The 21,761-nt window shown below is 72.0% G+C and carries 16 protein-coding genes and 2 pseudogenes; 7 read left to right on the forward strand and 11 right to left on the reverse strand.

Features of this window, described 5'->3' with window-relative positions; genetic code table 11:
- Positions 1–26 precede the first annotated feature (26 nt).
- Together serA and AC0IW9_RS01825 are read left to right on the forward strand one after the other, a co-directional pair.
- Positions 27–1,274 (forward strand): phosphoglycerate dehydrogenase, encoded by a 1,248-nt coding sequence (gene serA, locus AC0IW9_RS01820; RefSeq protein ID WP_471646497.1) that lies wholly within the window; start codon positions 27–29, stop codon positions 1,272–1,274.
- A 104-nt stretch (positions 1,275–1,378) separates the two neighbouring features.
- The gene (locus tag AC0IW9_RS01825; RefSeq protein ID WP_471646498.1) at positions 1,379–2,083 is read left to right on the forward strand and encodes a CBS domain-containing protein; all 705 of its coding nucleotides are present in this window, start codon (positions 1,379–1,381) and stop codon (positions 2,081–2,083) included.
- Positions 2,084–2,096: 13 nt separating this feature from the next.
- Here the strand turns inward: AC0IW9_RS01825 and AC0IW9_RS01830 are convergent, their stop codons facing one another.
- The 6 genes from AC0IW9_RS01830 to pdxH form a co-directional block, all read right to left on the reverse strand.
- Positions 2,097–3,125, reverse strand: a complete 1,029-nt coding sequence (locus tag AC0IW9_RS01830; RefSeq protein ID WP_471646499.1) for an amino acid ABC transporter substrate-binding protein — start codon at positions 3,123–3,125, stop codon at positions 2,097–2,099.
- Positions 3,126–3,141: 16 nt separating this feature from the next.
- Entirely contained in the window at positions 3,142–5,055 is a 1,914-nt protein-coding gene (locus tag AC0IW9_RS01835; protein ID WP_471646500.1) for a TRAP transporter permease, read from the reverse strand.
- A gap of 104 nt (positions 5,056–5,159) precedes the next feature.
- Entirely contained in the window at positions 5,160–6,146 is a 987-nt protein-coding gene (locus AC0IW9_RS01840) for a TAXI family TRAP transporter solute-binding subunit (RefSeq protein ID WP_471646501.1), read from the reverse strand.
- A gap of 123 nt (positions 6,147–6,269) precedes the next feature.
- Complete coding sequence (locus tag AC0IW9_RS01845) at positions 6,270–7,148, reverse strand: universal stress protein (protein ID WP_471646502.1); 879 nt, start codon at positions 7,146–7,148, stop codon at positions 6,270–6,272.
- Between the two features lie 34 nt (positions 7,149–7,182).
- The gene (locus AC0IW9_RS01850) at positions 7,183–8,652 is read right to left on the reverse strand and encodes a bifunctional aminoglycoside phosphotransferase/ATP-binding protein (protein ID WP_471646503.1); all 1,470 of its coding nucleotides are present in this window, start codon (positions 8,650–8,652) and stop codon (positions 7,183–7,185) included.
- Positions 8,649–9,236 (reverse strand): pyridoxamine 5'-phosphate oxidase, encoded by a 588-nt coding sequence (gene pdxH, locus AC0IW9_RS01855; RefSeq protein ID WP_471646504.1) that lies wholly within the window; start codon positions 9,234–9,236, stop codon positions 8,649–8,651. Before pdxH ends, AC0IW9_RS01850 begins: the two co-directional genes overlap by 4 nt.
- Before the next feature lie 117 nt (positions 9,237–9,353).
- Here pdxH and fabI point away from each other — a divergent pair, with 117 nt between their 5' ends.
- The 3 genes from fabI to aroC all read left to right on the forward strand — a co-directional run bounded on the left by fabI (position 9,354) and on the right by aroC (position 13,022).
- Entirely contained in the window at positions 9,354–10,187 is an 834-nt protein-coding gene (gene fabI, locus AC0IW9_RS01860; RefSeq protein WP_471646505.1) for an enoyl-ACP reductase FabI, read from the forward strand.
- 789 nt (positions 10,188–10,976) lie between these two features.
- On the forward strand, positions 10,977–11,828 hold the full coding sequence (locus tag AC0IW9_RS01865; RefSeq protein ID WP_471646506.1) for a family 16 glycosylhydrolase: 852 nt from the start codon (positions 10,977–10,979) through the stop codon (positions 11,826–11,828).
- 87 nt (positions 11,829–11,915) lie between these two features.
- Complete coding sequence (gene aroC / locus AC0IW9_RS01870) at positions 11,916–13,022, forward strand: chorismate synthase (RefSeq protein ID WP_471646507.1); 1,107 nt, start codon at positions 11,916–11,918, stop codon at positions 13,020–13,022.
- 2 nt (positions 13,023–13,024) lie between these two features.
- Here aroC and AC0IW9_RS01875 read toward each other — a convergent pair whose 3' ends face one another.
- From AC0IW9_RS01875 to AC0IW9_RS01885, 3 genes and pseudogenes are all read right to left on the reverse strand, one after another.
- A complete protein-coding gene (locus AC0IW9_RS01875) occupies positions 13,025–14,821 on the reverse strand; it encodes a calcium-binding protein (RefSeq protein WP_471646723.1) in 1,797 nt (598 codons plus the stop codon).
- 87 nt (positions 14,822–14,908) lie between these two features.
- Positions 14,909–14,959: pseudogene (locus tag AC0IW9_RS01880) on the reverse strand (hypothetical protein); the annotation flags it as partial.
- Between the two features lie 56 nt (positions 14,960–15,015).
- Positions 15,016–18,879, reverse strand: a pseudogene (locus AC0IW9_RS01885) (beta strand repeat-containing protein); the annotation flags it as partial.
- On the opposite strand from AC0IW9_RS01885, the gene AC0IW9_RS01890 reads away from it, so the two are divergent.
- A complete protein-coding gene (locus AC0IW9_RS01890; RefSeq protein ID WP_471646508.1) occupies positions 18,878–20,131 on the forward strand; it encodes a hypothetical protein in 1,254 nt (417 codons plus the stop codon). The pseudogene AC0IW9_RS01885 and the gene AC0IW9_RS01890 overlap by 2 nt on opposite strands.
- Before the next feature lie 148 nt (positions 20,132–20,279).
- Positions 20,280–20,423 carry a peptide chain release factor 1 gene (locus tag AC0IW9_RS01895; protein WP_471646509.1) on the forward strand — a complete coding sequence of 48 codons (144 nt, stop codon included), beginning with the start codon at positions 20,280–20,282 and terminating at the stop codon, positions 20,421–20,423.
- A gap of 127 nt (positions 20,424–20,550) precedes the next feature.
- On the opposite strand, the gene AC0IW9_RS01900 is transcribed toward AC0IW9_RS01895, so the two are convergent.
- Positions 20,551–20,982 carry a PaaI family thioesterase gene (locus AC0IW9_RS01900; protein WP_471646510.1) on the reverse strand — a complete coding sequence of 144 codons (432 nt, stop codon included), beginning with the start codon at positions 20,980–20,982 and terminating at the stop codon, positions 20,551–20,553.
- Positions 20,983–21,017: 35 nt separating this feature from the next.
- Positions 21,018–21,758, reverse strand: coding sequence for a TlyA family RNA methyltransferase (locus AC0IW9_RS01905; protein WP_471646724.1), 741 nt, complete (start codon positions 21,756–21,758; stop codon positions 21,018–21,020).
- Between the last annotated feature and the right edge of the window lie 3 nt (positions 21,759–21,761).

Genomic DNA, 21,761 nt, shown 5'->3' on the forward strand with positions numbered 1-21,761 from the left:
CGCCCCCACTCCCCCCGGAGCCGCCCATGTCCGACCGCCTCTCCCTTCCGAAGGACCGCATCCGCGTCCTGCTGCTGGAAGGCATCTCCGACAGCGCGGTGGAGCTGCTGGGCGCCGCCGGCTATGCGAACGTCACCCGCCTGCCCAAGGCGCTGGACGGCGCGGCGCTGGCCGAGGCGCTGCACGGCGTCCATATCCTCGGCATCCGGTCCCGGACGCAGGTGACGGCCGAGGCGCTGGCGGCGGCGGACCGGCTGATCACCATCGGCTGCTTCTGCATCGGCACCAACCAGGTGGACCTGGAGACGACGCGGCTGCGCGGCATCCCGGTCTTCAACGCCCCCTTCAGCAATACCCGCAGCGTGGCGGAGCTGGTGATGGGCGAGGTGGTCATGCTGCTGCGCGGCGTGCCGGACCGCTCGCGCTCCGCCCATAAGGGCGGCTGGGACAAGTCGGCCGAGGGCAGCTACGAGGTGCGCGGGCGGACGCTGGGCCTGGTCGGCTACGGCAACATCGGCAGCCAGCTTTCGGTCCTGGCCGAGGCCTTCGGCATGCGGGTGATCTACTACGACCACACCACCAAGCTGCCGCATGGCAATGCCCGGCCCTGCGCGACGCTCGGCGAGCTGCTGCGCGAGTCCGACATCGTGACGCTGCATGTGCCGGAGACGCCGGAGACGGTGGGCATGATCGGCGCCGCCGAGATCGCGCAGATGAAGCCGGGCTCCATCCTGATCAACAATGCCCGCGGGACCCTGGTGGACCTCGAGGCGGTGGCGGCGGCGCTGAAGTCCGGCCACCTGATGGGCGCGGCGGCGGATGTCTTCCCGGAGGAGCCGGCCCGCAACGGCGAGCCCTTCCACACCCCGCTGCAGGGGCTGCCGAATGTCATCCTGACGCCGCATATCGGCGGCAGCACGGCGGAGGCGCAGTCCCGCATCGGCCAGGAGGTGGCGCGCAAGCTGGTGGATTTCAGCGATACCGGGGCGACCATGGGAGCGGTGAACTTCCCGCAGGTGCAGCTCCCGGCGCGGGCGACCGGCGCGCGCTGGATCCATGTCCACCGCGATGCGCCCGGCGTGCTGTCCCGGATCAACGAGTCCTTCGGCCGGCGCGGGCTGAACATCGCGGCGCAGTACTACCAGACCAAGGCGGACCTCGGGTACGTGGTGGTCGAGAGCGTCGAGGCGAGGGATGCGGCGGAGGCGATCCTCGGCGAGCTGCGGGCGCTGCCGGGGACGATCCGGGCGCGGCTGATCTACGAGCGGGAGTAGCGGCGCGGTGATCTGCGGTTTGATCCAGATCATATATTTTCGGTAACCGGGCTTTCATCTTCCGCCGATAACCCGCCAGCTCCGGGCGGGAACGGAGGATCGCCATGCTCGCCCGTGACCTGATGTCCCAGAACCTCGTCGTCGTCGCGCCCGAGACCCCGGTCGCGGCGGTCACGGAATTGCTCGCCGCCCGCGGCATCTCCGCCGTCCCGGTGATCGATGGCGAGGGCAAGCCGGTCGGCCTCGTCACCGAGGGCGACCTCATCCGCCGCCTGGCCGAGGCGCCGCGCGGCCCGCTCGGCTGGTTCCTCGACATGTTCCGCGACCCGAAGCCGCTGGTGGCGCGCTTCGCCAAGGCGCATGGCGCCACCGCCCGGGACGTGATGTCGGCCGAGCTGGTCACGGTCGGGGAGGATGCGACGGCCGAGGCGATCGCCCAGGCGATGGAAAAGCACCACATCCGCCGCGTCCCGGTGCTGCGCGACGGGGTTCTGGTCGGCATCGTCAGCCGGGCGGACCTGCTGCGGGCGGTGCTGCGCGAGGTACAGGCTCCCGCCGCGGCGGCCAAGGGGCCGCAGGACGACAGCGCCCTGCTGCGGGCGGTGATCGCCGCCATGCGCGAACAGCCCTGGACCGATACCTTCTGGGTCTATCCGGATGTCGAGGCCGGCGTCGTGACCCTGTACGGCTATGCGCGGTCCGAGGTGCTGCGGGCCGGGCTCCGCCTGCTCGCCCAGGATATCCCGGGCGTGGTGCGGGTGGAGGACAAGATGCAGCCGATGCCGCTGATCCTCCGCGCCGCGCTGTAGTGCAGGTCCGGGTCTAGCGGATCGGCGGCGCCACCATCAGCCCGCCGCGGGTCCAGAGGTCGTTCAGCCCGCGCGGCAGCTGCACCGGGCTGTCCTTGCCCAGGTGCCGGTCGTAGATCTCGCCGTAGTTGCCCACCGCCTTGATCGCGTTCAGCAGCCAGGCGCGGTCGAGGCCGATGGCCGGGCCGAGGTCGCCGGTCCTGCCGAGCAGGCGCTGCACCGCCGGGCTGGGGCTGGTCGCCAGCATCTGGTCCGCGTTGGCGCGGGTAATGCCCAGCTCCTCCGCCTCGACCAGGGCGAAGACCACGTAGCGGACGATGTCGAACCACTGGTCGTCGCCCTGGCGGACGGAGGGGGCATAGGGCTCCTTGCTGATGCGGTCCGGCAGCAGGGTGACGGAGGCCGGGTTCGGCATGGCGGCGCGGACCGCGGCGAGCTGGCTGGCGTCGCCGGTGTAGCTGTCGCAGCGGTTGCTCTCGAAGGACCGGCGGGCCTCGTCCTTGTCGGCGAAGATCACCGGGGTGAAGTGGATGCCCTGGGCGCGGGACCAGTCGGCCAGGTTCAGCTCATGCGTGCTGGCGGAGACGAAGCAGATGGTGGCGCCGTCGAGCTGCTTCGCCGCGGTGATGCCGGCATCGGCGCGGACCAGGAAGCCCTGGCCGTCGTAGAAATTCGGCGCGGTGAAATTCAACCCGAGGATGGCATCCCGCATGAAGGTCCAGGTGGTGGTGCGGGTCAGCAGGTCCACCTGGCCGGAGGCGAGCGCGGGGAAGCGGTTCTGCCCGGTCAGGTGCTGCCAGACCAGCTTCTCCGGACTGCCGAGCACGGCGGCGGCGACGGCGCGGCAGACATCGGCATCCATGCCCTGCCAGATGCCGCGGCTGTCGGGCTGGCTCCAGGCCGGGTCGCCGGTGGAGATGCCGCAGGAGACGGCGCCGCGGGCGCGGATGGCCGCCAGGGTCGGGCCGGTGGCGGCGGTGGTCTGCGCTACCGCCAACCCTGGGGCGAGCAAGGCCAGGGCGAGCAGGGTCTGCTTCAGCATGGGAGAACTCCGGGGGTCAGGGGCGCACCGGCCGGGGCGCGCGCAGGGCCTGCGCCAGGGCGATCCCGCCGGGGACCCCCAGGGCGACGGCCAGCCGCAGCACATCCGGCACGCCATGGTAGAAGGCGGCGAAGAGCCCGCCGAAGCCGAGCAGCAGGCGCAGCGCCAGGCCCATCGGCGCGGTCAGGTAGCCGGCATAGGCGGCGCAGATGGCGGTCAGCGCCCCGACCTGGATGGCCGTCGCCACCAGGATATCGAGCAGCGAGCCCCGCAGCATGATGCCGGGGTCGTAGAGGAAGGCGAAGCCTACGGTGAAGCCGGCGATGCCCAGCCGGGTCGCATGCATGCTGGCCATCAGCGGCGAGGATTTGGCGATGGCCGCCGCCGCGAAGGCAGCCGCCGCCACGGGTGGGGAGGCATCCGCCAGCACCGCGAAGTAGAAGATGAAGAGATGCGCCGGCAGCAGCAGCTCCTGCGCCGAATAGCCCAGCGCCTTGCTGCCGAGGTCGAGGATCTGGGGCACGCCGATGGCGGCGGCGATGATGTAGCTCGGCGTCGTCGGGATCCCCATGCCGAGCACCAGCACGGTGAAGGCCAGCAGCACCAGCAGCAGGGCAAAATTGCCGTCCGCCAGATCCTTGATGATGCCGCCGAGCGCCACCACCAGCCCGGTCGCGGTCAGGGCCGAGACGACGATGCCGGCGCCGGCGATGGAGACCGCCAGCGGCGCCATGGTCAGCCCGGCATTGGCGAGACTCTCCAGCACCTGCCGCCAGCCCATCCGGCTGCGGCGGCGGAGCGCGGCGATGCCGACCATGGCGAGGGTCGCGCAGAAGGCGGCGTAATTGCCGCTCCAGCGGTCCATCATCAGCCAGACCAGCACGGCGATCGGGATGACCAGATGGGCATCCTGCGCCACCTCCCGCCAGGCGGGGATGTCGCGCAGCGGCATCGGCGCCATGCCGGCATTCTTCGCCTCGAAATGCACCGCGGCGAGGATGGCGAAGTAGTACAGCACCGCGCCGATGGCGGCGGCGACGATGATCTCGCCATAGGCGATGCCGGTGATCTCGGCAAGGACGAAGGCGGCGGCGCCCATGACCGGGGGCATCAGCGCCCCGCCGACGCTGGCGGCGCTCTCGATGCCGGCGGCGACCACCGGGCGGTAGCCGATGCGGATCATCAGCGGGATGGTCATGGCGCCGGTGGTGATGACGTTGGAGACGCTGCTCCCGCTCATCGTCCCGAAGAGGCCGGAGGTGATGACCGCGACCTTGGCCGGGCCGCCGGTGTAGCGCCCGGCCGCGGCCGCGCCGAGGTTGGTGAAGAGCCGCCCGGTGCCGCTGCCCTGCATGAAGGCGCCGAAGACGATGAAGACGGCGATGGTCGTCGCCACGATGCCGGTCAGCGGGCCATAGACGCCGCCCGCGGTGGGCACCAGCCAGGAGGCCTCGAGGATTTCCGCCAGCGAGAACGGCCGGCTGTTCAACAGGCCGGGGATATAGTGGCCGAAGCCCATGTAGGCGACGGAGACGATGATCATCCAGGCGAGGCCGACCTCGACCGCGCGGCGCGTCGCCTCCAGCAGGGTGACGATCGCCAGCGACGCCAGGACCATCATCTCCCAGCCGAAGGGATCGACGTATTCCATGCGGTCCGAGACCTTGTCCCAGTTCCACATCACCCAGGCATGCGGCGCGGCAGAGGCCAGCACCCAAAGCCAATCCGCCACGCTCGGGCGGCGGGCCGGGGAGCGGCCGGGGAAGGCCGGGTACAGGATGAACAGTGGCGGGACGAAGACCAGCAGATGGAAGCCGCGCATGGTGATCGGCTCGGGGAAGCCGAAGCCGCCGAAGTAGAGGTGGATGGCGGAGGCGGCGGCGAGCCAGAGGGTGACCAGCAGCTTCAGGGGGCCGGCGAGGTCGCGCATGGGCGCTCCAGACAATAACAGGAAGGTTGGGGACTTTGTCCCCAAGCCCCAACCAGGGGCCCACTGACAAACAGGTGGCGTCCCCTGGACCGGCCTGAGTCGAATTAGGCGGGCAGGGCGCCGGCTTCGCGGAAGGCCTTAGTCGCACCGGGGTGCATGGGGACGCCGGCGTACTTGGCCGAGGCCACCGGGTCCCAGGCACCCATGCTGGCATGGATCTGCACCAGCCGCGGGCCCTTGTTGCGGATCAGCGTCTTCGTCACCTTGTAGGCGACCTCCTCCGGCAGGCTCTCGTGCACCATCAGCACGCTGTCCATCAGCGTCACCGGCACCGCCGCCGTCTGCAGCGCGGGATAGGTGCCGGCGGGGATGAAGCCCTCGGCGTAGGAATACTGGTCGATCAGGTGCTTCCGCACATCGGCGGGGAATTCCACCAGGCGGCCGGCGCGGCGGCCCTGGGCGATCTCGCTGAAGATCGCCGCCGGGCGGGCCAGCGCGGCATAAAGGTAGTCGGCCTGGCCATCCGAGAAGGCGGCGCCGATATCGGCATAGCTGCCGGTCAGGTAGCGGCCACCCTCGGCGCGGATCTTGTCCGGGCTGGTGCCGAGGAATTTCAGGATGCGCTGCAGGGTCATCTCATCGGTCGAGGACCGCTGCGGGCAGGCGAGGCGCAGGCCCTTCTGCGTCAGGATGGCGCGCATGTCCTCCGGCCCGGCATCGGTGCGGCGGAGGAAGTGGTGCTCGGTCGGGGAATAGCCGGTGCCGAGGCTGCGGAGGTTCTCGTGCTTCTCCGTATAGGGCTCCTCGCCCTTCCGGGCGGAGGCGGCGAAGGTGTCGATGCCCCAGCCCATCTGCGACTGGTTGCGGTTGACCCGGGTGGAATTGGCCAGGCCGCCGCCGGGGACGACGCGGATCTGCAACTCCGGGTTCTCGTCCTTGATGAGGGCGGAGAGGCCGGCGGCGATGGTGTACCAGCCGCCGCCGAGCGAGCCGGCGACCCATTCGATGGTCTGCTGCGCGGCGGCGCCACGGACGAAGGGCATCGCCAGGGCGCCACCCGCCAGGGTGCGTCGGGTCCAGGTCAGGCTCATCTCAACTCTCCCAGCGGCAGCTTGGGGCGGATGATGAAGGCCCGGCGCGGCCGCCGCAACCGGTGTTGCGGCGGCTTTCGCGGCCCGGCGGACCGCGGTTGCTCAGCCTAGCGGCACATGAGCCTAGCGGCACATGAGAACGGGCATGTCGCTGTTCTCCAGCACATGCCGCGTCACGCCGCCGAGGATGAGCTGGCGCAGCCGCGAATGGCTATAGGCGCCCATGCAGAGCAGGTCCGCCTGGAAGTCCCGCGCCGCGCCGAGCAGCCCGGCGCCGACATCCTTGGTCAGCGGCTTGAACAGCGCCGGCTCGGCCTCGATCTCGTGCCAGCGGAGATAGGCGCGGATGCCCTCCACCTTGGGGCCGCGGCGCTGGTACTCGTCGGCATGCAGCAGCCGCACCGCGGTGGCGCGATGCAGCCAGGGCAGCGCCTGCTCGATCGCGGCGGCGCTCTCGGCCGAGCCGTTCCAGGCGCAACAGACGCGGGTGCCGATGGTGGCCGGCGCCTGGCGCGGGGCGATCAGCACCGGCCGGCCGCTGTCGAAGAGCACGGCATGCAGCGCATCGGAGGAAGAGACATCCTCATCCGCTTCCGGATGCGGCACCACGGCCATGTCGTACAACCGGGACTGCTGGGCGACGACATCCTCCTCGCGCCCGGCGATGCTCTCGAAGGACAGCGTCGGACCATCGGTCTTCAGCGCGGTCTCGGCGCTGTTGGCGATGGTCACCCCGCCGCTGTCGCCGGCGAAGCGGTCGAACAGGGCGCGGACGCGGCCGGCGCGGTCGCCGCTCTCGCGTTCGGTCGCCGCCATCATTTCCTCGATCATGGCGCCGGACAGGCCTTCCCCCGCGAGGGGTGCCACGTCGCGGGCATCCACCCGGACGTGCAGGCAATGCACATGCGCATTCCAGATGCGCGCCACCATCAAGGCGGTGGCAAGCGCGGCTTCGCCGGCAGCGGTGCCGGTGAGGGGCAGCAGCAGACGTCGGTAAGCCATGGCGCGTCTCCCAAGCAGCGCGAATGGCGCATGTTTAGCACGGTTCGGCGGTTTGCAAGCCAAGCGCTTCGCGGGCCGCCGGGATGGGGTCCGCCGCCGCATCCAGCACGGTCCAGGCGATGGGCCCCGGGTCGCGCGCCGCGGCGGCGGCGAGCACCGCGGCATCGGCATCCGAGGCATCGCCGCGGCGGGCAGCGACGCGCTTCTCGAGCACCGCCAGGGGCGCCTGCAGCCAGAAGCCGGTGAAGGGTTCGCCGGCGGCCGCGATGGCGGCGCGTTCGGCCGGGCGCAGGAAGACCGCATCGGCCACCACGGCATGGCCGGCGCGCAGCACCGCGGCGGCGGTCGCGGCGAGTTCGGCGAAGACGGCGGCGCTGGCCGCGGCGGTATAGGCGGCGGCGGGCAGCGGGGATTCGGGCGCGACGCCGGCCTGGCGCTTGCGGATCTCGTCCGAGCGCAGGACCAGCGCGCCGGGGGCCGGGCCGAGCGCCGGCGCCAGGGCGCGGGCCAGCCGGGTCTTGCCGGTGCCCTGCAGCCCGCCGACCGCGACCAGCCGCGGCGGCGGCGGGGCCAGCCGCGCCTCGGCCGTGGCGAGATAGGCGAGGCCGTCGGCGCCCGCACTGGCGCCCGCACTGGCGGCCACATGCGCCCGGATCACCGCCCGCAGCGAGAGCCAGAGCGGCAGCCCGGCGACCAGCCCGGCATCGCCGCTGCGGGCGACATACCGGTTCAGCACGCGGTTGGCCGCCGGGCGGCCGAGCCGGTGGCCGAGGTCCATCAGCAGGAAGGCGAGGTCGTAGCCGGTATCGATGGTGGCCAGGTCCTCGTCGAATTCCAGCGCGTCGAAGGGGGTGATGCGGCCCTGCCAGAGGCAGAGGTTGCCGAGGTGCAGGTCGCCATGGCAGCGCCGCACCCGGCCCTCGGCGGCGCGGGCGGCAAGCTGCGGGGCGAGGCGGGCGAGCAAGGCATGGGCGGCGGCCTCCCAGGCGGCGATGCGCGCCTCGGGCAGGCCGGCGCGGCGGCAGGCGCGGGCATTGCCGGTGATGACCCGGGCGAAGTCGGGCGGCGCGGCGGGCGGCAGGGCGGCATGCATGGCGGCGACGGCATCGGCCAGGGCATCCAGCCGCGCCTCGTCCAGCCCGCCGGCGGCCGCCACCGCGTCCAGGAAGTCCCCGGGCGGGACCGGGGCCAGGCGCAGCACCCAGTCCACCGCCTCCCCTGCCCCGTCCAGCGCCAGGCTGCCGTCGGCGGCGCGGGTGATCGGCACCACATCGCGGTAGAGGCCGGGGGCGAAGGGCTGGTTGAGCGCCAGCTCCCGCCGCAGCAGGCGTTCGCGCTCGGTGAGGGCGGTGAAGTCGAGGAAGCCGAGGGCGACCGCCTTCTTCAGCTTCCAGACCGCGTCCGGGCCGACGAAGACGGCGGAGATATGCGTCTCGATCGGCGCCGCACCCGACAGGCGCCGCAGCAGCGCCGCGGCCGCGGCCTGCGGCGCCGGGATCGTCATGGGTACAGCGCTTCGACCTGCCAGCCTTCACCCACCCGGTGGAAGACCTGGCGGTCGTGCAGCCGGAAGGGCATGTCGCGCCAGAATTCGATGCGCTTCGGCAGCACCCGGAAGCCGGACCAGAAGGCCGGGCGGGGGATCTCGGAGACGCCGAATTTCATGGTGTATTCGGCGACCGCCTTTTCCAGCGCGAAGCGGCTCTCGAGCGGGCGGGACTGCCTGCTGGCCCAGGCGCCGATGCGCGATCCCCGCGCGCGGGAGGCGTAGTAGGCATCCGCCTCGGCGCCGGTCACCGGCTCCACCGCGCCTTCGACCCGGACGCTGCGGTGCAGGGTCTTCCAGTGGAAGCAGAGCGCGGCATGGGGATTGGCCGCCAACTCGCCGCCCTTGCGGCTTTCGAGATTGGTGTAGAAGACGAAACCGCGCGGATCGAGGCCCTTGAGCAACACCATGCGGGCGGAGGGGATGCCGTCCGGCGTGGCGGTGGCGAGGCAGACCGCATTCGGGTCGTTCGGCTCGGATTTGGTCGCTTCCGCCATCCAGGACTCGAAATGGGCGAAGGGATCGAGGTCGGTGCTGTCCATGGCGGCGCGTCTCCGGCGGCGGTTCCGGATCGGTGTGGCGGGATGCGCCCCCTTGTCCGGCGGCCGGGGGTGTGCCACCACCCAAGGCCCGTCGCAACTCATTGGTGTCCCCTATTCATGTCCGAAGCGCCGCTCGCAGATGCCCCCACCGGTACGCTCATGGCGGGGAAGCGCGGCCTGGTCATGGGCGTCGCCAATGACCGCTCCATCGCCTGGGGGATCGCCCGGGCGGTCGCCGCCCAGGGGGCCGAGGTCGCCTTCACCTACCAGGGCGAGGCGCTGGAGAAGCGGGTCCGCCCGCTGGCCGAAAGCCTCGGCAGCAAGCTGGTCCTGCCCTGCGACGTGACCGACGACGCCAGCGTGGACGCGGCTTTCGCCCATATCAAGGAAGCCTGGGGCGGGATCGACTTCCTGGTCCATGCGATCGGCTTCGCCGACAAGCAGTACCTGCGCGGCCGCTACCTCGACACCCCGCGGGAGGCCTTCCTGCAGGCTCTCGACATCTCGGCCTATTCCTTCGTCTCGGTCAGCCAGCGGGCGGTGCCGCTGATGAAGCCGGGCGGGTCGCTGCTGACGATGAGCTACCTCGGCGCCGAACGTGTCACCCCGCATTATAACGTGATGGGGGTCGCCAAGGCGGCGCTGGAGGCCAGCGTGCGCTACCTGGCGGTGGATCTCGGCGGCATCGGCATCCGGGTGAACGCCATCTCGGCCGGGCCGATCAAGACGCTCGCGGCCAGCGGGATCGGCGACTTCCGCTACATCCTGAAGTGGAACCAGTACAACGCGCCGCTGAAGCGGAACGTGACCATCGAGGAGGTCGGCGGCGCCGGCCTCTACCTGCTGAGCGACCTCTCCTCCGGCGTGACCGGCGAGGTCCACCATGTGGACAGCGGCTTCCACGTGGTCGGCATGAAGTCGGTCGACGCGCCGGACATCAGCACGGTCTGACGGCGCCGCCCCGCCGGGGCCTCAAGGACCGCGGCGGCGCCCCCGACGGCGCCCCCGACGGCGCGGCCGCGTTGGTACGGACGACGGCATCGCCGCGCCTGATGTTCTGGTGGATTGCCAGGGCCCGCTGCCGCTTCGGATTCTTTCGTTTCTTGCCGGCATCCATGCCTGGCCTTGTGACGACCGGCGGGGCCATGGGTCCGGGTCGGCGCATTTTCCCCATGAAGATTGTTGCGACTTGGTATGGCAAGGCGGCCGCCGGCTGGCGGCAAAGCCTTGCCAGCCGCCAAATTCGGCAATTCTATATCGTTACGTTTCAGAACTACGTATAAACTTCAACCCTTGAACGTATACTTTATATTGCGTACTGCAATCTGGCTCACGAAAGCGCGACAGACGTGAGCGGCGATGCAACCCTTCTGAAACCCAGGAGAGTAGATGTAACCAGCCGCACCGGACTGCCCGCAGCCAGCATGAATGGCTGTGTCAGGGGCCGGTTATGTTTAAAGCCATGACATGGGATCTCAGCAGTACTTTCGGTAGTGCCCTTCGCCGGCACTGATGGAAGGCGCTTGTCCCGGGCCTCACCGGCGACAGCATGGCGGCATTGCCCGCCAGGCCCGTCTGCCGCGGCGCCGATCCGTTCGGTTGCCGTCCCATGGGGCACCATCCCGTACCCGAAGGGCCGTCCGGCCCGCCACCTCCGCGTCCCGCCCCCGGCGCTGCGCCCTCCAGCAGCGAAGGGAGCCGCATGACCTGCCGGCAGACGCCTATCGAAGGACCAGAACCATGACGACGAACAAAGCCCTGACCGAGAGCTTCGACAACGGCGTCGGCGCCCTTGGCAATGCCTGGAACGTCTCCGTCTCCAATGGCGCAGTGACGCTCAACGGCTCCTCGGCGCTGATGGAATGGGCGACTGGCCCTTCGGCCGGCCATGGTTATGGCACCTACACGGTCACCGCCAAGGTGGACGGCAGCCAGCCGGGCCCCGGCATCATCCTCTGGCCGGGCGACAACAAGTGGCCGGGCCAGGAGATCGACATGCTCGAGATCACGCCCGATGGCTCGGGCCGGCAGTATGGCACGGTGCACTGGAACAACAACGGCAACGATGCCTTCGCCACCGTGATCTTCGACGGCGTCTCGGGCGGCAAGTACCATGACTACACGATGGTCTGGGCCCCGGGCGAGATCACCTTCAAGGTCGATGGCGTGACCAAGGGCACGATCAACGGCAACGTCCCGACCGATTTCGACCATGGCGGGATGAACAACACCATCGGCGTCATGAACAACAACTCCAATACCTCCATCACCGTCTCCCACATCGAGTTCACCCCGCTGGGCGAGACCGTGCATGCGACGCCGGCCCCGGCCCCGGTCGTGGTCGCCGCCCCGGTGGTGACCCCGGTGGCCTCGGTCAGCGCCGGCGCCGTGGTGGACTGGAATGCGCTGGCCGCCCAGGTCGAGGCGAACTACGCCGCGACCGGCCGCTGGGAAGTGCCGAGCGAGACGCATGCGGCCCCGGCCGCCGCCCCGGCCCCGGCTGCCCCGGCCCAGAGCGGCGTGGTGGACTGGAATGCGCTGGCCGCCCAGGTGACGGCGAACTTCGAGGCCACCGGCCACTGGTACCTCTGAGACCGGACGGGAGGGGGCTCGCCCCCTCCCTGATGCATTCCCGGGCCCGCTGCGGTATCAGCCAGGACCGCCGCAACGGATCCGGGAATGTCCCACAATAGCTTCGGCCACCTCTTCCGCATCACCACCTGGGGGGAAAGCCATGGCCCGGCCATCGGCTGCGTGGTGGATGGCTGCCCGCCGCGCCTGGCGCTGACGGAAGCGGATATCCAGCCCTTCCTCGACCTGCGCCGGCCCGGGCAATCCCGCTTCGTCACCCAGCGGCAGGAACCCGATACCGTCCGCATCCTGTCCGGCGTCTTCGAGGGGCTGACCACCGGCACCCCGATCGCGCTGATGATCGAGAACCAGGACCAGCGGTCCCGCGACTACGGCGAGATCAAGGACCGCTTCCGCCCCGGCCATGCCGACCTGACCTATGAGCTGAAATACGGCATCCGCGACTATCGCGGAGGCGGCCGCTCCTCCGCGCGGGAGACGGCGATGCGGGTCGCCGGCGGCGCGGTGGCGCGCCGCGTCCTCGGCCCCGAGGTCACCATCCGCGCCGCGCTGGTGCAGATGGGCGACGACCAGATCGACCGGGCCAACTGGGACTGGTCGGCGCTGCGGGAGAACGACGTCTTCTGCCCGGACCGCGCCGCCGCCGCCCGCTGGGAACAGACGCTGCTGGAGGTCCGCAAGTCCGGCTCCTCGCTCGGCGCCGTCATCGAGGTGGTGGCCGAGGGGCTGCCGCCCGGGCTCGGCGCGCCGATCTACGGCAAGCTGGATGCGGATATCGCCGCGGCGCTGATGAGCATCAACGCGGTCAAGGGCGTCGAGATCGGCGACGGCTTCGCCGCCGCGGCCCTCTCGGGCGAGGGCAATGCGGACGAGATGCGGATGGGCCCGGACGGGCGGGTGCAGTTCGGCGCCAACCATGCCGGCGGCATCCTCGGCGGCATCAGCACCGGGCAGCCCATCGTCGCCCGCTTCGCGGTGAAGCCGACGAGCAGCATCCTGACCACGCGCCAGTCCGTGGACCGCTTCGGCGCCGATGTGGAGGTGCTGACCAAGGGCCGGCACGACCCCTGCGTCGGCATCCGCGCGGTGCCGGTGGGGGAGGCGATGCTGGCGCTGGTGCTGGCCGACCACCTGCTGCGCCACCGCGCGCAGAACCCGGATGCGCCGTCCGAGGCACGGCTGCCGCGGAACTGAGTTCAGCCCAGCAGGAAGTCCCCGGCGAGCAGGGCGGCCTTGGCGATGCCCTGCAAGCTCACCTCATCGCCCTGGCCGCAATCGATGACCGCCGTGCCGCCATGATCCGTGGTGGCGGCCAGCACCGCGGCGAAGCCGGCGAAGCCGAGGGCGGCGAGGTCCAGCCGATCGAGGCCCGGGGTGAAGTCGCCGATGGTATCGGCCCCGGCGCTGCGCTGAAACACGAAGGTATCGGCCCCGGCCTGGCCGAAGAGCAGGTCGGGGCCGGCCTGCCCATCCAGCGTATCGTCGCCCTCCCCGCCGAAGAGCCAATTCGCCGCGGCATCGCCGGTGAGGCGGTTGCCGAGCGCATTGCCGATGCCGAAGCGGGTGCCGCCGAGCAGCACCAGGGCCTCGACCCCGTCGGGGAGGATGTAGCCGCCACCGGGAATGCCGGCGAGGACGGTGTCGTTCCCCTCGCCCGGCCTCTCGAAGACCAGGTCGGCCGGGCTGTCGACGACGAAGGCATCGTCGCCGGGGCCGCCGTCGAGCCAGTCCCGCTCGCCGAGGCCGCTGGCGCCATCCAGCCGGTCGTTGCCTAGCCCGCCGGACAGGGAATCGCCGCCATTGCCGCCCTCGAGGCTGTCGTCGCCGGCGCCGCCCCGGAGGGCATCCTCGCCATCGCCGCCGCGCAGCGTATCGGCGCCAGGACCGCCGAGGAGGGTATCGGCGCCGCTGCCGCCATCGAGGCTGTCGTCACCCTCCCCCCCATCGAGGATGTCGTTGCCGGCATCGCCCTCGATGGTATCGGCGCCCGCCAGGCCGAGCAGCAGGTTGGCGCCGGCATTGCCGGTGATGCGGTTGCCGAGCGCATTGCCGAGGCCGAAGAGGTCGCCGGCGCCGCTGGCCAGCACCAGCACCTCGATATCGGGGGATAAGGCATGGCTGACGCCGGCGAGGACGGTGTCCTGGCCCTCCGCCGCGGCCTCGATGGCCTGGTCGTCGGCGCGGTCCAGGATGAAGAGGTCGTCCCCGCTGCCGCCGAGGAGCCGATCGGCGCCGCCGCCGCCATCCAGCGTGTCGTCGCCGGCGCCGCCGCGCAGGGTATCGGCGCCGGCGGTGCCGAGCAGGCTGTCCGCCGCGGCGCCGCCCGAGACCTCCAGCCTTTCGAGATTGGCGAGGCCGGTGGTGGCGATGCCATCGGTCAGGCTGCCGGGGCCGAGCCGCAGGGCGCGCAGGCTGCCGCCACGGTCGAGGAGGCCGAGGTCCTGGCCGGCGCCGCCATCCAGCAGCAGGTCCCAGGCGGTGGAGACCAGGGTATCGTCGCCGGCATTGCCGTAGAGCGCATTGGCCCCGGCGCCGCCCGCGAGCCGGTCGTCCCCGCTGCCGCCATTGAGGGTATCCGCCCCGGCGCCGCCGGTGACCTCCAGCCGTTCCAGCCCGGCGAGGGCGGTCGAGGCGAGGCCATCGGTCAGGCTGCCGGTGGTCAGGGTCAGGGCGCGGAGCGCGTCGCCGCGGTCGAGGATGCCGAGGTCCTGCCCGGCGCCGCCATCCAGCACCGCATCCCAGGCGGTGGAGACCAGGGTATCGTCGCCGAGGCCGCCATAGAGCGCATTGGCCCCGGCCAGCCCCTCCAGCCGGTCGTCCCCGGCGCCGCCGCTCAGCGTATCCGCCCCGGCCAGGCCGACCAGCCGATCGGCGCCGCCGCCGGCGGTGAGCGACAGGCGTTCCAGCCCGGCCAGCAGGGTGGTGCCGGTGCCATCGGTCAGCCGGTCCGCCGCCAGCAGCAGGGCCGCCATGGCGGTGGAGCGGTCGAGCACGGCGAGATCCTCGCCGCTGCCGCCATCGACCAGGCTGTCCCAGTCGCTGGAATAGAGCGTGTCGTCGCCGCTGCCACCCGCCAGGCTGTTGCGGCCGGCGAGGCCGAAGACCAGGTCATCCCCGGCCCCGCCCAGCAGCGTATCGTCGCCGGGGCCGCCGTAGAGGGTATCGTTGCCGCCCTGCCGGCCAGCAGGTCCTCGCCGTTGTTGCCATCCAGCCGGTCGCCGCCCGCGGTGCCGGAGAGGGTATCGTCGCCGTCGCCGCCATTGAGGCTGGCGGCGGCCTGGCCCGGGGCCAGCAGCAGCGCATCGGCGCCGGTGGAGCCGTTCACCTCCTCGACCGAGCCCATGGCGAGGGGCGGCAGGCGGAGGTCGAGCAGGGCGGCGCCGGCATTGCTGAACCAGCGGTCGCGGCCGGCGCCGCCTTCGAGGACATCGGCGAAGGTGGCGATATCGGCCAGCAGCAGGATGCGGGGCGTGGCCTCCCCGGCTTCCAGCAGCAGGGTGCCGGTGAAGCGGCCATCGGCATCGACGATGAAGGTATCGTCGCCATCGCCGCCGCGCAGGGTATCGGCGCCGGTGCCGCCGGCCATGGCATCGTTGCCGGCCTCGCCGTCCACCAGGTCGTCGCCGGGGCCGCCGTAGAGCGTATCGTCGCCGGCGCCGCCGAGGACGGTATCGGCCCCGGTGCCGCCATCGAGGATATTGGCCCAGGCATTGCCGATGACGCGGTTGTCGCCGGCATTGCCGATGCCGGTGGCGGCGCCCGCCGCCTCGGCCAGCAGCAGCACCTCGAGGTTGGGCGCGAGGGTCCAGGACAGGGCGGCGATGACGGTATCGCTGCCCTCCCCGGCAGTCTCGACCAGGATGGCCCCGGTCCCGGCATAATAGAGATCGTCGCCCGGGCCGCCTTCCAGCCGGTCGGCGCCGCCGGCGCCATCCAGGGTATCGGCGCCGTCGCCGCCGAACAGGGTCTCCGCCCCGGCGCCGCCGGCCAGCCGGTCCCCGAAGGCCGAGCCGCGGGCGACGCCGATGCCGACCAGCACGTCGGTGCCGCCCCAGCCATCCCGCGCGGTGCCGGCGCCGAGATCGACCGCGACCCCGGCCGGGTCCCCGCCGTAGTCGGCGCCGACATAGGTGCCAAGCGCGGGCGCCCGCAGCGTATCGTCGCCGGACTGGCCGCGCAGCCAGGTATAGGCGCCGATGGCGAGGCCGGTGAGGTCGTCCCCCAGCGCCGAGCCCCAGGCGGATTCGATGCTGCGCAGCACGTCGGTGCCGCCCCATTGGTCGGTCGCGGTGCCGGTGGCGAGGTTGACCACCACGCCGCGGCTGGCCAGCCCGCCGCTGCCGTAGTCGGCGATGTCGTAGCCGTTGCCGCCGTTGAGGGTATCGTTGCCGGCGCCGCCGCCGAAGCGCTCGTCCGCGGCGGAGCCCAGCATGCTGTCGTTGCCGGCGCCGCCGGTGACGGCCTCGATGTTCGAGAGGCGGTCGGTGCCGCCGGGCTTCAGGACATAGGGGCCGAGGGTGAAGCCGCCGGCGGTGGTGGCATTGAGCTGGACGGTGATGGCGCCGTCCCCGGCATAGCGCCATTCGTCGCTGCCGCCGCGGCCATCGAAGGTCTTGTTGCCGCTGGCGCCGGAGAGGAAGAGGTCGTCCCCGGGCGAGCCCAGCACGGTATCGCCGAAGGCCGAGGTGGCGGCGACGCGGCGGATGTTCACCAGCGTATCGGTGCTGCCCCAGCCGTCGCTGCCGCTGCCGGCCAGCAGGTCCAGGGCGATGGCGGCGGGGCTGGCGGCATAGGAGAGCTGGACGCCGGTGGTGCCGTTGCCGATCAGCAGGTCGGCCCCGGCGCGGCCCTCGAGGCTGAGGGCGAAGAGCCCGCCGGTGGCGCCGCCGGCGTCCAGCGTATCCGCCCCGGCGGTGCCGGCCAGGACCTGGATGCCGGTGAAGGCATCCGCCGTGCCGCCCGGCTTGGCGGTGGTCCCGGCGGCATAGCCGGCGATGGTCACGGCGATGGGGCCGGCGAGTGCCGCGTAGCTCAGCGCATTGCCCGCCCCGGCGCCGCCGGCGATGCGGTCGCGGCCGGTGCTGGCGAGGAAGGTCTCGCCCAGGCTGCCGCCCTGGAGGCTGTCGTCCCCGGCGGTGCCGGCGACGACGAAGCCGCCGCCCAGGGTGAGGAAGGTGCCGCCGATGAAATCCTCGGGCGCCAAGCCGCCGATGCCATCGATCCGGACGACGAGGTCGGTCGCGTCCAGCCGGGCATTGCGGTCGAGGTCCAGCACCAGCCAGCCGCCGCCGGCCAGCGCCGGGATCCAGACCAGCTGGTAGGCATCCAGCAGCCCCTGGGCATTGCCCTGGGCCGGCAGCGCCAGGCCGGGGGCGGGTGCCGCGAGGGCCGTGCCGGTGCTGCCGCCGAAGACCAGGGCGCGGGCGATGCCATCGGCGCCGGTATAGGTGCCGGCATCGGCGCCGCTGCCGTCGCCGGACCCGGCGAAGGCATTGCTGAGCTTCAGCCGGTCGCCCTCGGCCGGGTCGAAGCCGGTGACGCGGTCCAGGGCGGCCAGGCTGGACCAGGCGGCCTCCCCCATGCCCTGCAGCAGCAGGGTATCGGCCCCGGCCCCGCCCTCCAGCGTATCGGCGCCGAAGCCGCCCTGCAGGCTGTCGTCGCCGGCCCCGCCGAGCAGGAGGTCGTCGCCGGCCCCGCCATCCAGCACGTCGGTGGCATCGCCGCCGTCCAGGGTATCGGCGCCCTCGCCGCCCAGCAGGCTGTCGAAGCCGCCGCCGCCGGACAGGCTATCCGCCCCGGCGCCGCCGGCCAGGGTATCGTCGCCGGCGAGGCCCGCCAGGGTATCCGCGCCGTCGAAGCCGAGGATGCTGTCGGCCAGGGCGCTGCCGGACAGGCCATCCGCCGCGGTGGTGCCCAGGGTGGCGAAGGTCCCGGCGGTGAAGCTGGCGGCGGTGAGGCCCTGCCCGGGCGCGAGGTCCAGCCGGACGACGAGGTCGGCGCCGGTGAGGATGCCGTCGCGGTCGAGGTCCAGCAGCACCCAGCCGCCGCTGGTGGTGCCGGGCTGCCAGTACAGGGTCAGGCCGAGGCCGCCGGTCAGGTCCGGCAGGCCGAGCCCGCCGGCCGGGGCGGCGCGCGGCGCCAGGGACCCGGCGAAGCCGACGGGCAGGCTGACCTGGCCCGACAGGGCGAAGCTGCGGCTGGCGAGCGCCAGCAGGCCGGCGCCGATCGCTTCCCCCCGCAGGACCAGGCGGTCGCCCTCGGCCTCGTTGAAGTCCTGGATGCGGTCGGGGGCGGCGAGGCCGCTGTCGAGGCCGCCGCTGCCCTGGAGGATGAAGAGGTCGGCCCCGGCACCGCCCGCGAGCAGATCCGCCCCGGCGCCGCCGAGCAGGGTATCGGCGCCATCGCCGCCCGCGAGGGTATCGGCGCTGCCGCCGCCCTGGAGCGCGTCGTCCCCGGCGGCGCCGGCCAGGCTATCCTCCCCGGCGCCGCCGACCAGCCCGTCGTTGCCGCTGCCGGCGGTGAAGAACAGGGACTCGACGCCGGTGACGCCGGCCCCGGCCAGGGTGCTGACCAGGGCGGGGGCGAGCATGAAGAGGGTGATGGCGCCGGTGGCGGCGCTGCGGTCGATGACGACGCGGTCGGTGCCGGCGCCGCCATCGATGCTGTCGAGGCCGGCGCCGGCCAGCAGCGTATCGTCGCCGCCGAGTCCCAGCAGGGTATCGGCGCCGTCGCTGCCGACCAGCAGATCGGCGCCCGCGGTGCCGGTGACCGTCGCCATGCATTCCCCCGCCAGGGCGGCCCACCACAGGCGGGGCAGGCCGGTGCGGCGGTCTAGCGGACGGGGGCTGAAGGAAGGCTGAAGGCGGGACTCCGGCAGCCGGGGGCCAGGGCCCGGCCGCTCAACAGGATATGATCGGGGCGGATTCCGGCCTTGCCCTAGGGCAGCCTCGCCGCCCGGATGATGCGGTAACGCAACCTTGTCACGCGGGCTTGACGACCCTGGCCTGAAGGCGCTTAGCAAGCAAGGTTGAACAGGACGAGACGAAGCCATGACCTTCGCCGATCCACTGCCCGCGACGCTGAAGGCCGGGGACCGCTTCCCCGCCACACCGGTCGCGGATAATCCTGGCCTGGATGCCTTCGTCGCGCTCTGCGGGGAAGCGGCCTGGGCGGCGCGGCTGGCCGATCTCGGCAACCGCGCCCAGGCCGGCTCGCTGACCGGCCGGGCGGCGCAGCAGCGCCATGCGCTGGAACTCGCCCTGGCCCGGCTGTCCGGCCGCCGCGCCCTGACCAAGCCGACCGTGGCCGAACGCCGCGTCTGCGCCTTCGCCGAGCAGGCGGTGCGGCTGGCCGACAGCCTGCCGGAAGCCCCGCGCGCCCGGCTGCGCGACCAGCTCGTCGCCGGGCTGACCGGCGAAGCGACGCTGGTCCCGCTGTTCCACCTGATCCGCACCGCCGGGCTGCTGCGCGACGCCGGCTTCTCCATCCGCTTCACCGGCCTCGCCGAGGGCACCCCGCACGACCTGCTGGTCGAGCGCGAGGGGGCCAGCGCCGAGGTGATCTGCGAGACGGTCTCCGCCGAGGAGGGCCGGCCGGTCCATCGCGGCGACTGGTATGCGCTGGTCGATCGCATCAACCCGGAACTGCAGAGCTGGCTGGCGGCCCATCCCGGCCGCTACCTGCTGAAGATGACCCTGCCGGAGGGGATTTCCGGCCCCGACCAGCTCGTGCAGCTGCAGCAGCGCATCAGCGAGATGCTGACTTCCGAGAAGCGCCAGGACAGCCATGCCCAGGCGGTGCTGAAGCTGGACCCGCTGATGCTGGCCGGCGCCCAGACGGCGGACCAGGCGGCGGGGCTGCCGGCCCAGCTACGGGCCCAGTTCGGGCCGGAGGCGCATCTGGCCGTCACCACCGATGCCGGCAGCGGCAGCGTGCTGGTCATGGCCGCCCGCGCGGGGCGGGAGAACGAGGTGGCCGCGGCCGTCGCCCGCCGGCTGGGACAGGTGGCTGAAAGCCGGCTTTCCGGAACCCTGCCGGGCATCGTCGCGGTCTTCCTGGAAGACCTGGACCGTACCGAATGGCGCGGCCTGCGGGACCGCATGGACCTGGAAGGCGCGGTGCGCCGCTTCCTGACCACCGGCCCGGCCCGCCGGGTGGTGGCCGTCACCTGCGCCTCCCGCTTCGAGATGTTCGGGGCGGCGCCGCCGGATGCGGTGCCGGGGGCGGAGCTGCGCTTCCGCAACCCCGGGCATCCCGCGGCCAAGGTGGCGGCGCTGGCGCCGGCGATCCTGTCGTCCCTTTGACGCGTCGGGCCCTGGGCCCCACGCGCCTGTGACACCGGATTACGCTGCATTGCACAAGGCAACTGCGGGCGGCCTGCTACGTTCAACGGCACCACGACCGCCGCTGCCGCCGGGGTTCTTCGGGGCAGCGACACAGGGATGGAGCCGCATGACCGACCGAGACCGCCAGGCCAAGCTTGCTGAACTCGACCGGTTGCTGAACGACCCGGAGACCCGGATGGACCCGCACCGGGTCTGGTCGCTGCTGGCCGAGATCAGCACCCAACCTGCGCAGGCGCCTGCCGCCGCCTGACAAACCCCCGACCAGCGCCTGAGGCCATCACGGCCTCAGGCGTTTCTGCTTCCGGGCCTTGGGGCCAGCTCCTTGTTTCATCGCGCGGTTCACGTTTTTCGCTGATTCCGCCTCAGACGACCGCGCTTCAGGCGCCCAGGATCTTCCAGATCCCATCCGCATGCACGATGGTCCGCTCCCCCACCGTGACCAGCCCCCGTACGAAGACGATGGAGCGGGTGGTGCGCAGGACCTCGGCGCGGCCCTCAACGAATTCCCCGGGCTTCACCGGCGAGACGAATTGGGTGCTGAGCTGCACCGTGGTGCAGGGCTTGCGGCCCGCCGCTTCCCAGACCGTCATGCCGAGCACGTCGTCGGCGAAGCTCATCAGCATGCCGCCATGCACCACGCCGCCCATGTTCAGGTGCCGGGCCTCGGCCGGGAAGGCGTAGCGGAAGCCTTTCCCGTCGGGGTCACGGCGATACCAGAAGGGGCCGATCAGCGCCGGATAGCCATCCGGCTGCATGCGCTTCCAGCCGGAGGTTGCGGGGTCGAGGTGGGGGGCGAGATCATCGGGCATGGTCGTCTATAGCGGCAGCATCGCCGCCCGGACAATCAGCCTTGCCGCAGCGCAGCAATCAGGAATTCGCGGTTGCCCTCGGGGCCCAGCAGCGGGCTGGGCTCGACGCCGAGCACCTTCCAGCCGGGCAGGCCGGACCACCACTCGGACATCCGGTGGCAGACCGCGCGATGGACATTGGCATCCCGCACCACGCCGCCCTTGGCGATGGCCGGCCCGACCTCGAACTGCGGCTTGATGAGCGCGACCGCCCAGGCGCCGGGGGCGCAGAGCCCGATGGCCTGGGGGAGCACGGTCTGCAGGCCGATGAAGCTGGCGTCGCAGACCAGCACCTCGGGTGCCTCCCCGCCGAGCTGGCCGGGTTCGAGGTAGCGGGCGTTGACCCGTTCCATCACCACCACCCGGGGGTCGTTCCGGAGGCTCCAGGCAAGCTGGCCATGGCCGACGTCGACGGCGAAGACCTTGGCCGCGCCATGGTGCAGCAGCACATGGGTGAAGCCGCCGGTGGAGGCGCCGACGTCGAGCGCCACCTTTCCCGCCGGGTCCAGCCCGAAATGCTCCAGCGCATGCGCCAGCTTGACGCCGCCGCGGGAGACCCAGGGGTGGTCCTGGCCGCGGACCTCGATCGGCGCGCCGGGGGCGAGGAACTGCCCCGCCTTGTCGATCCGCAGGGTGCCGGAATAGACCTTGCCGGCGAGGATCAGGGCCTGGGCCCGGGTGCGGCTTTCGGCCAGCCCCCGGTCCACCAATGCCTGGTCGGCGCGTTCCCTGGCGATCGC

This window comes from Belnapia sp. AC561, from assembly GCF_979252845.1.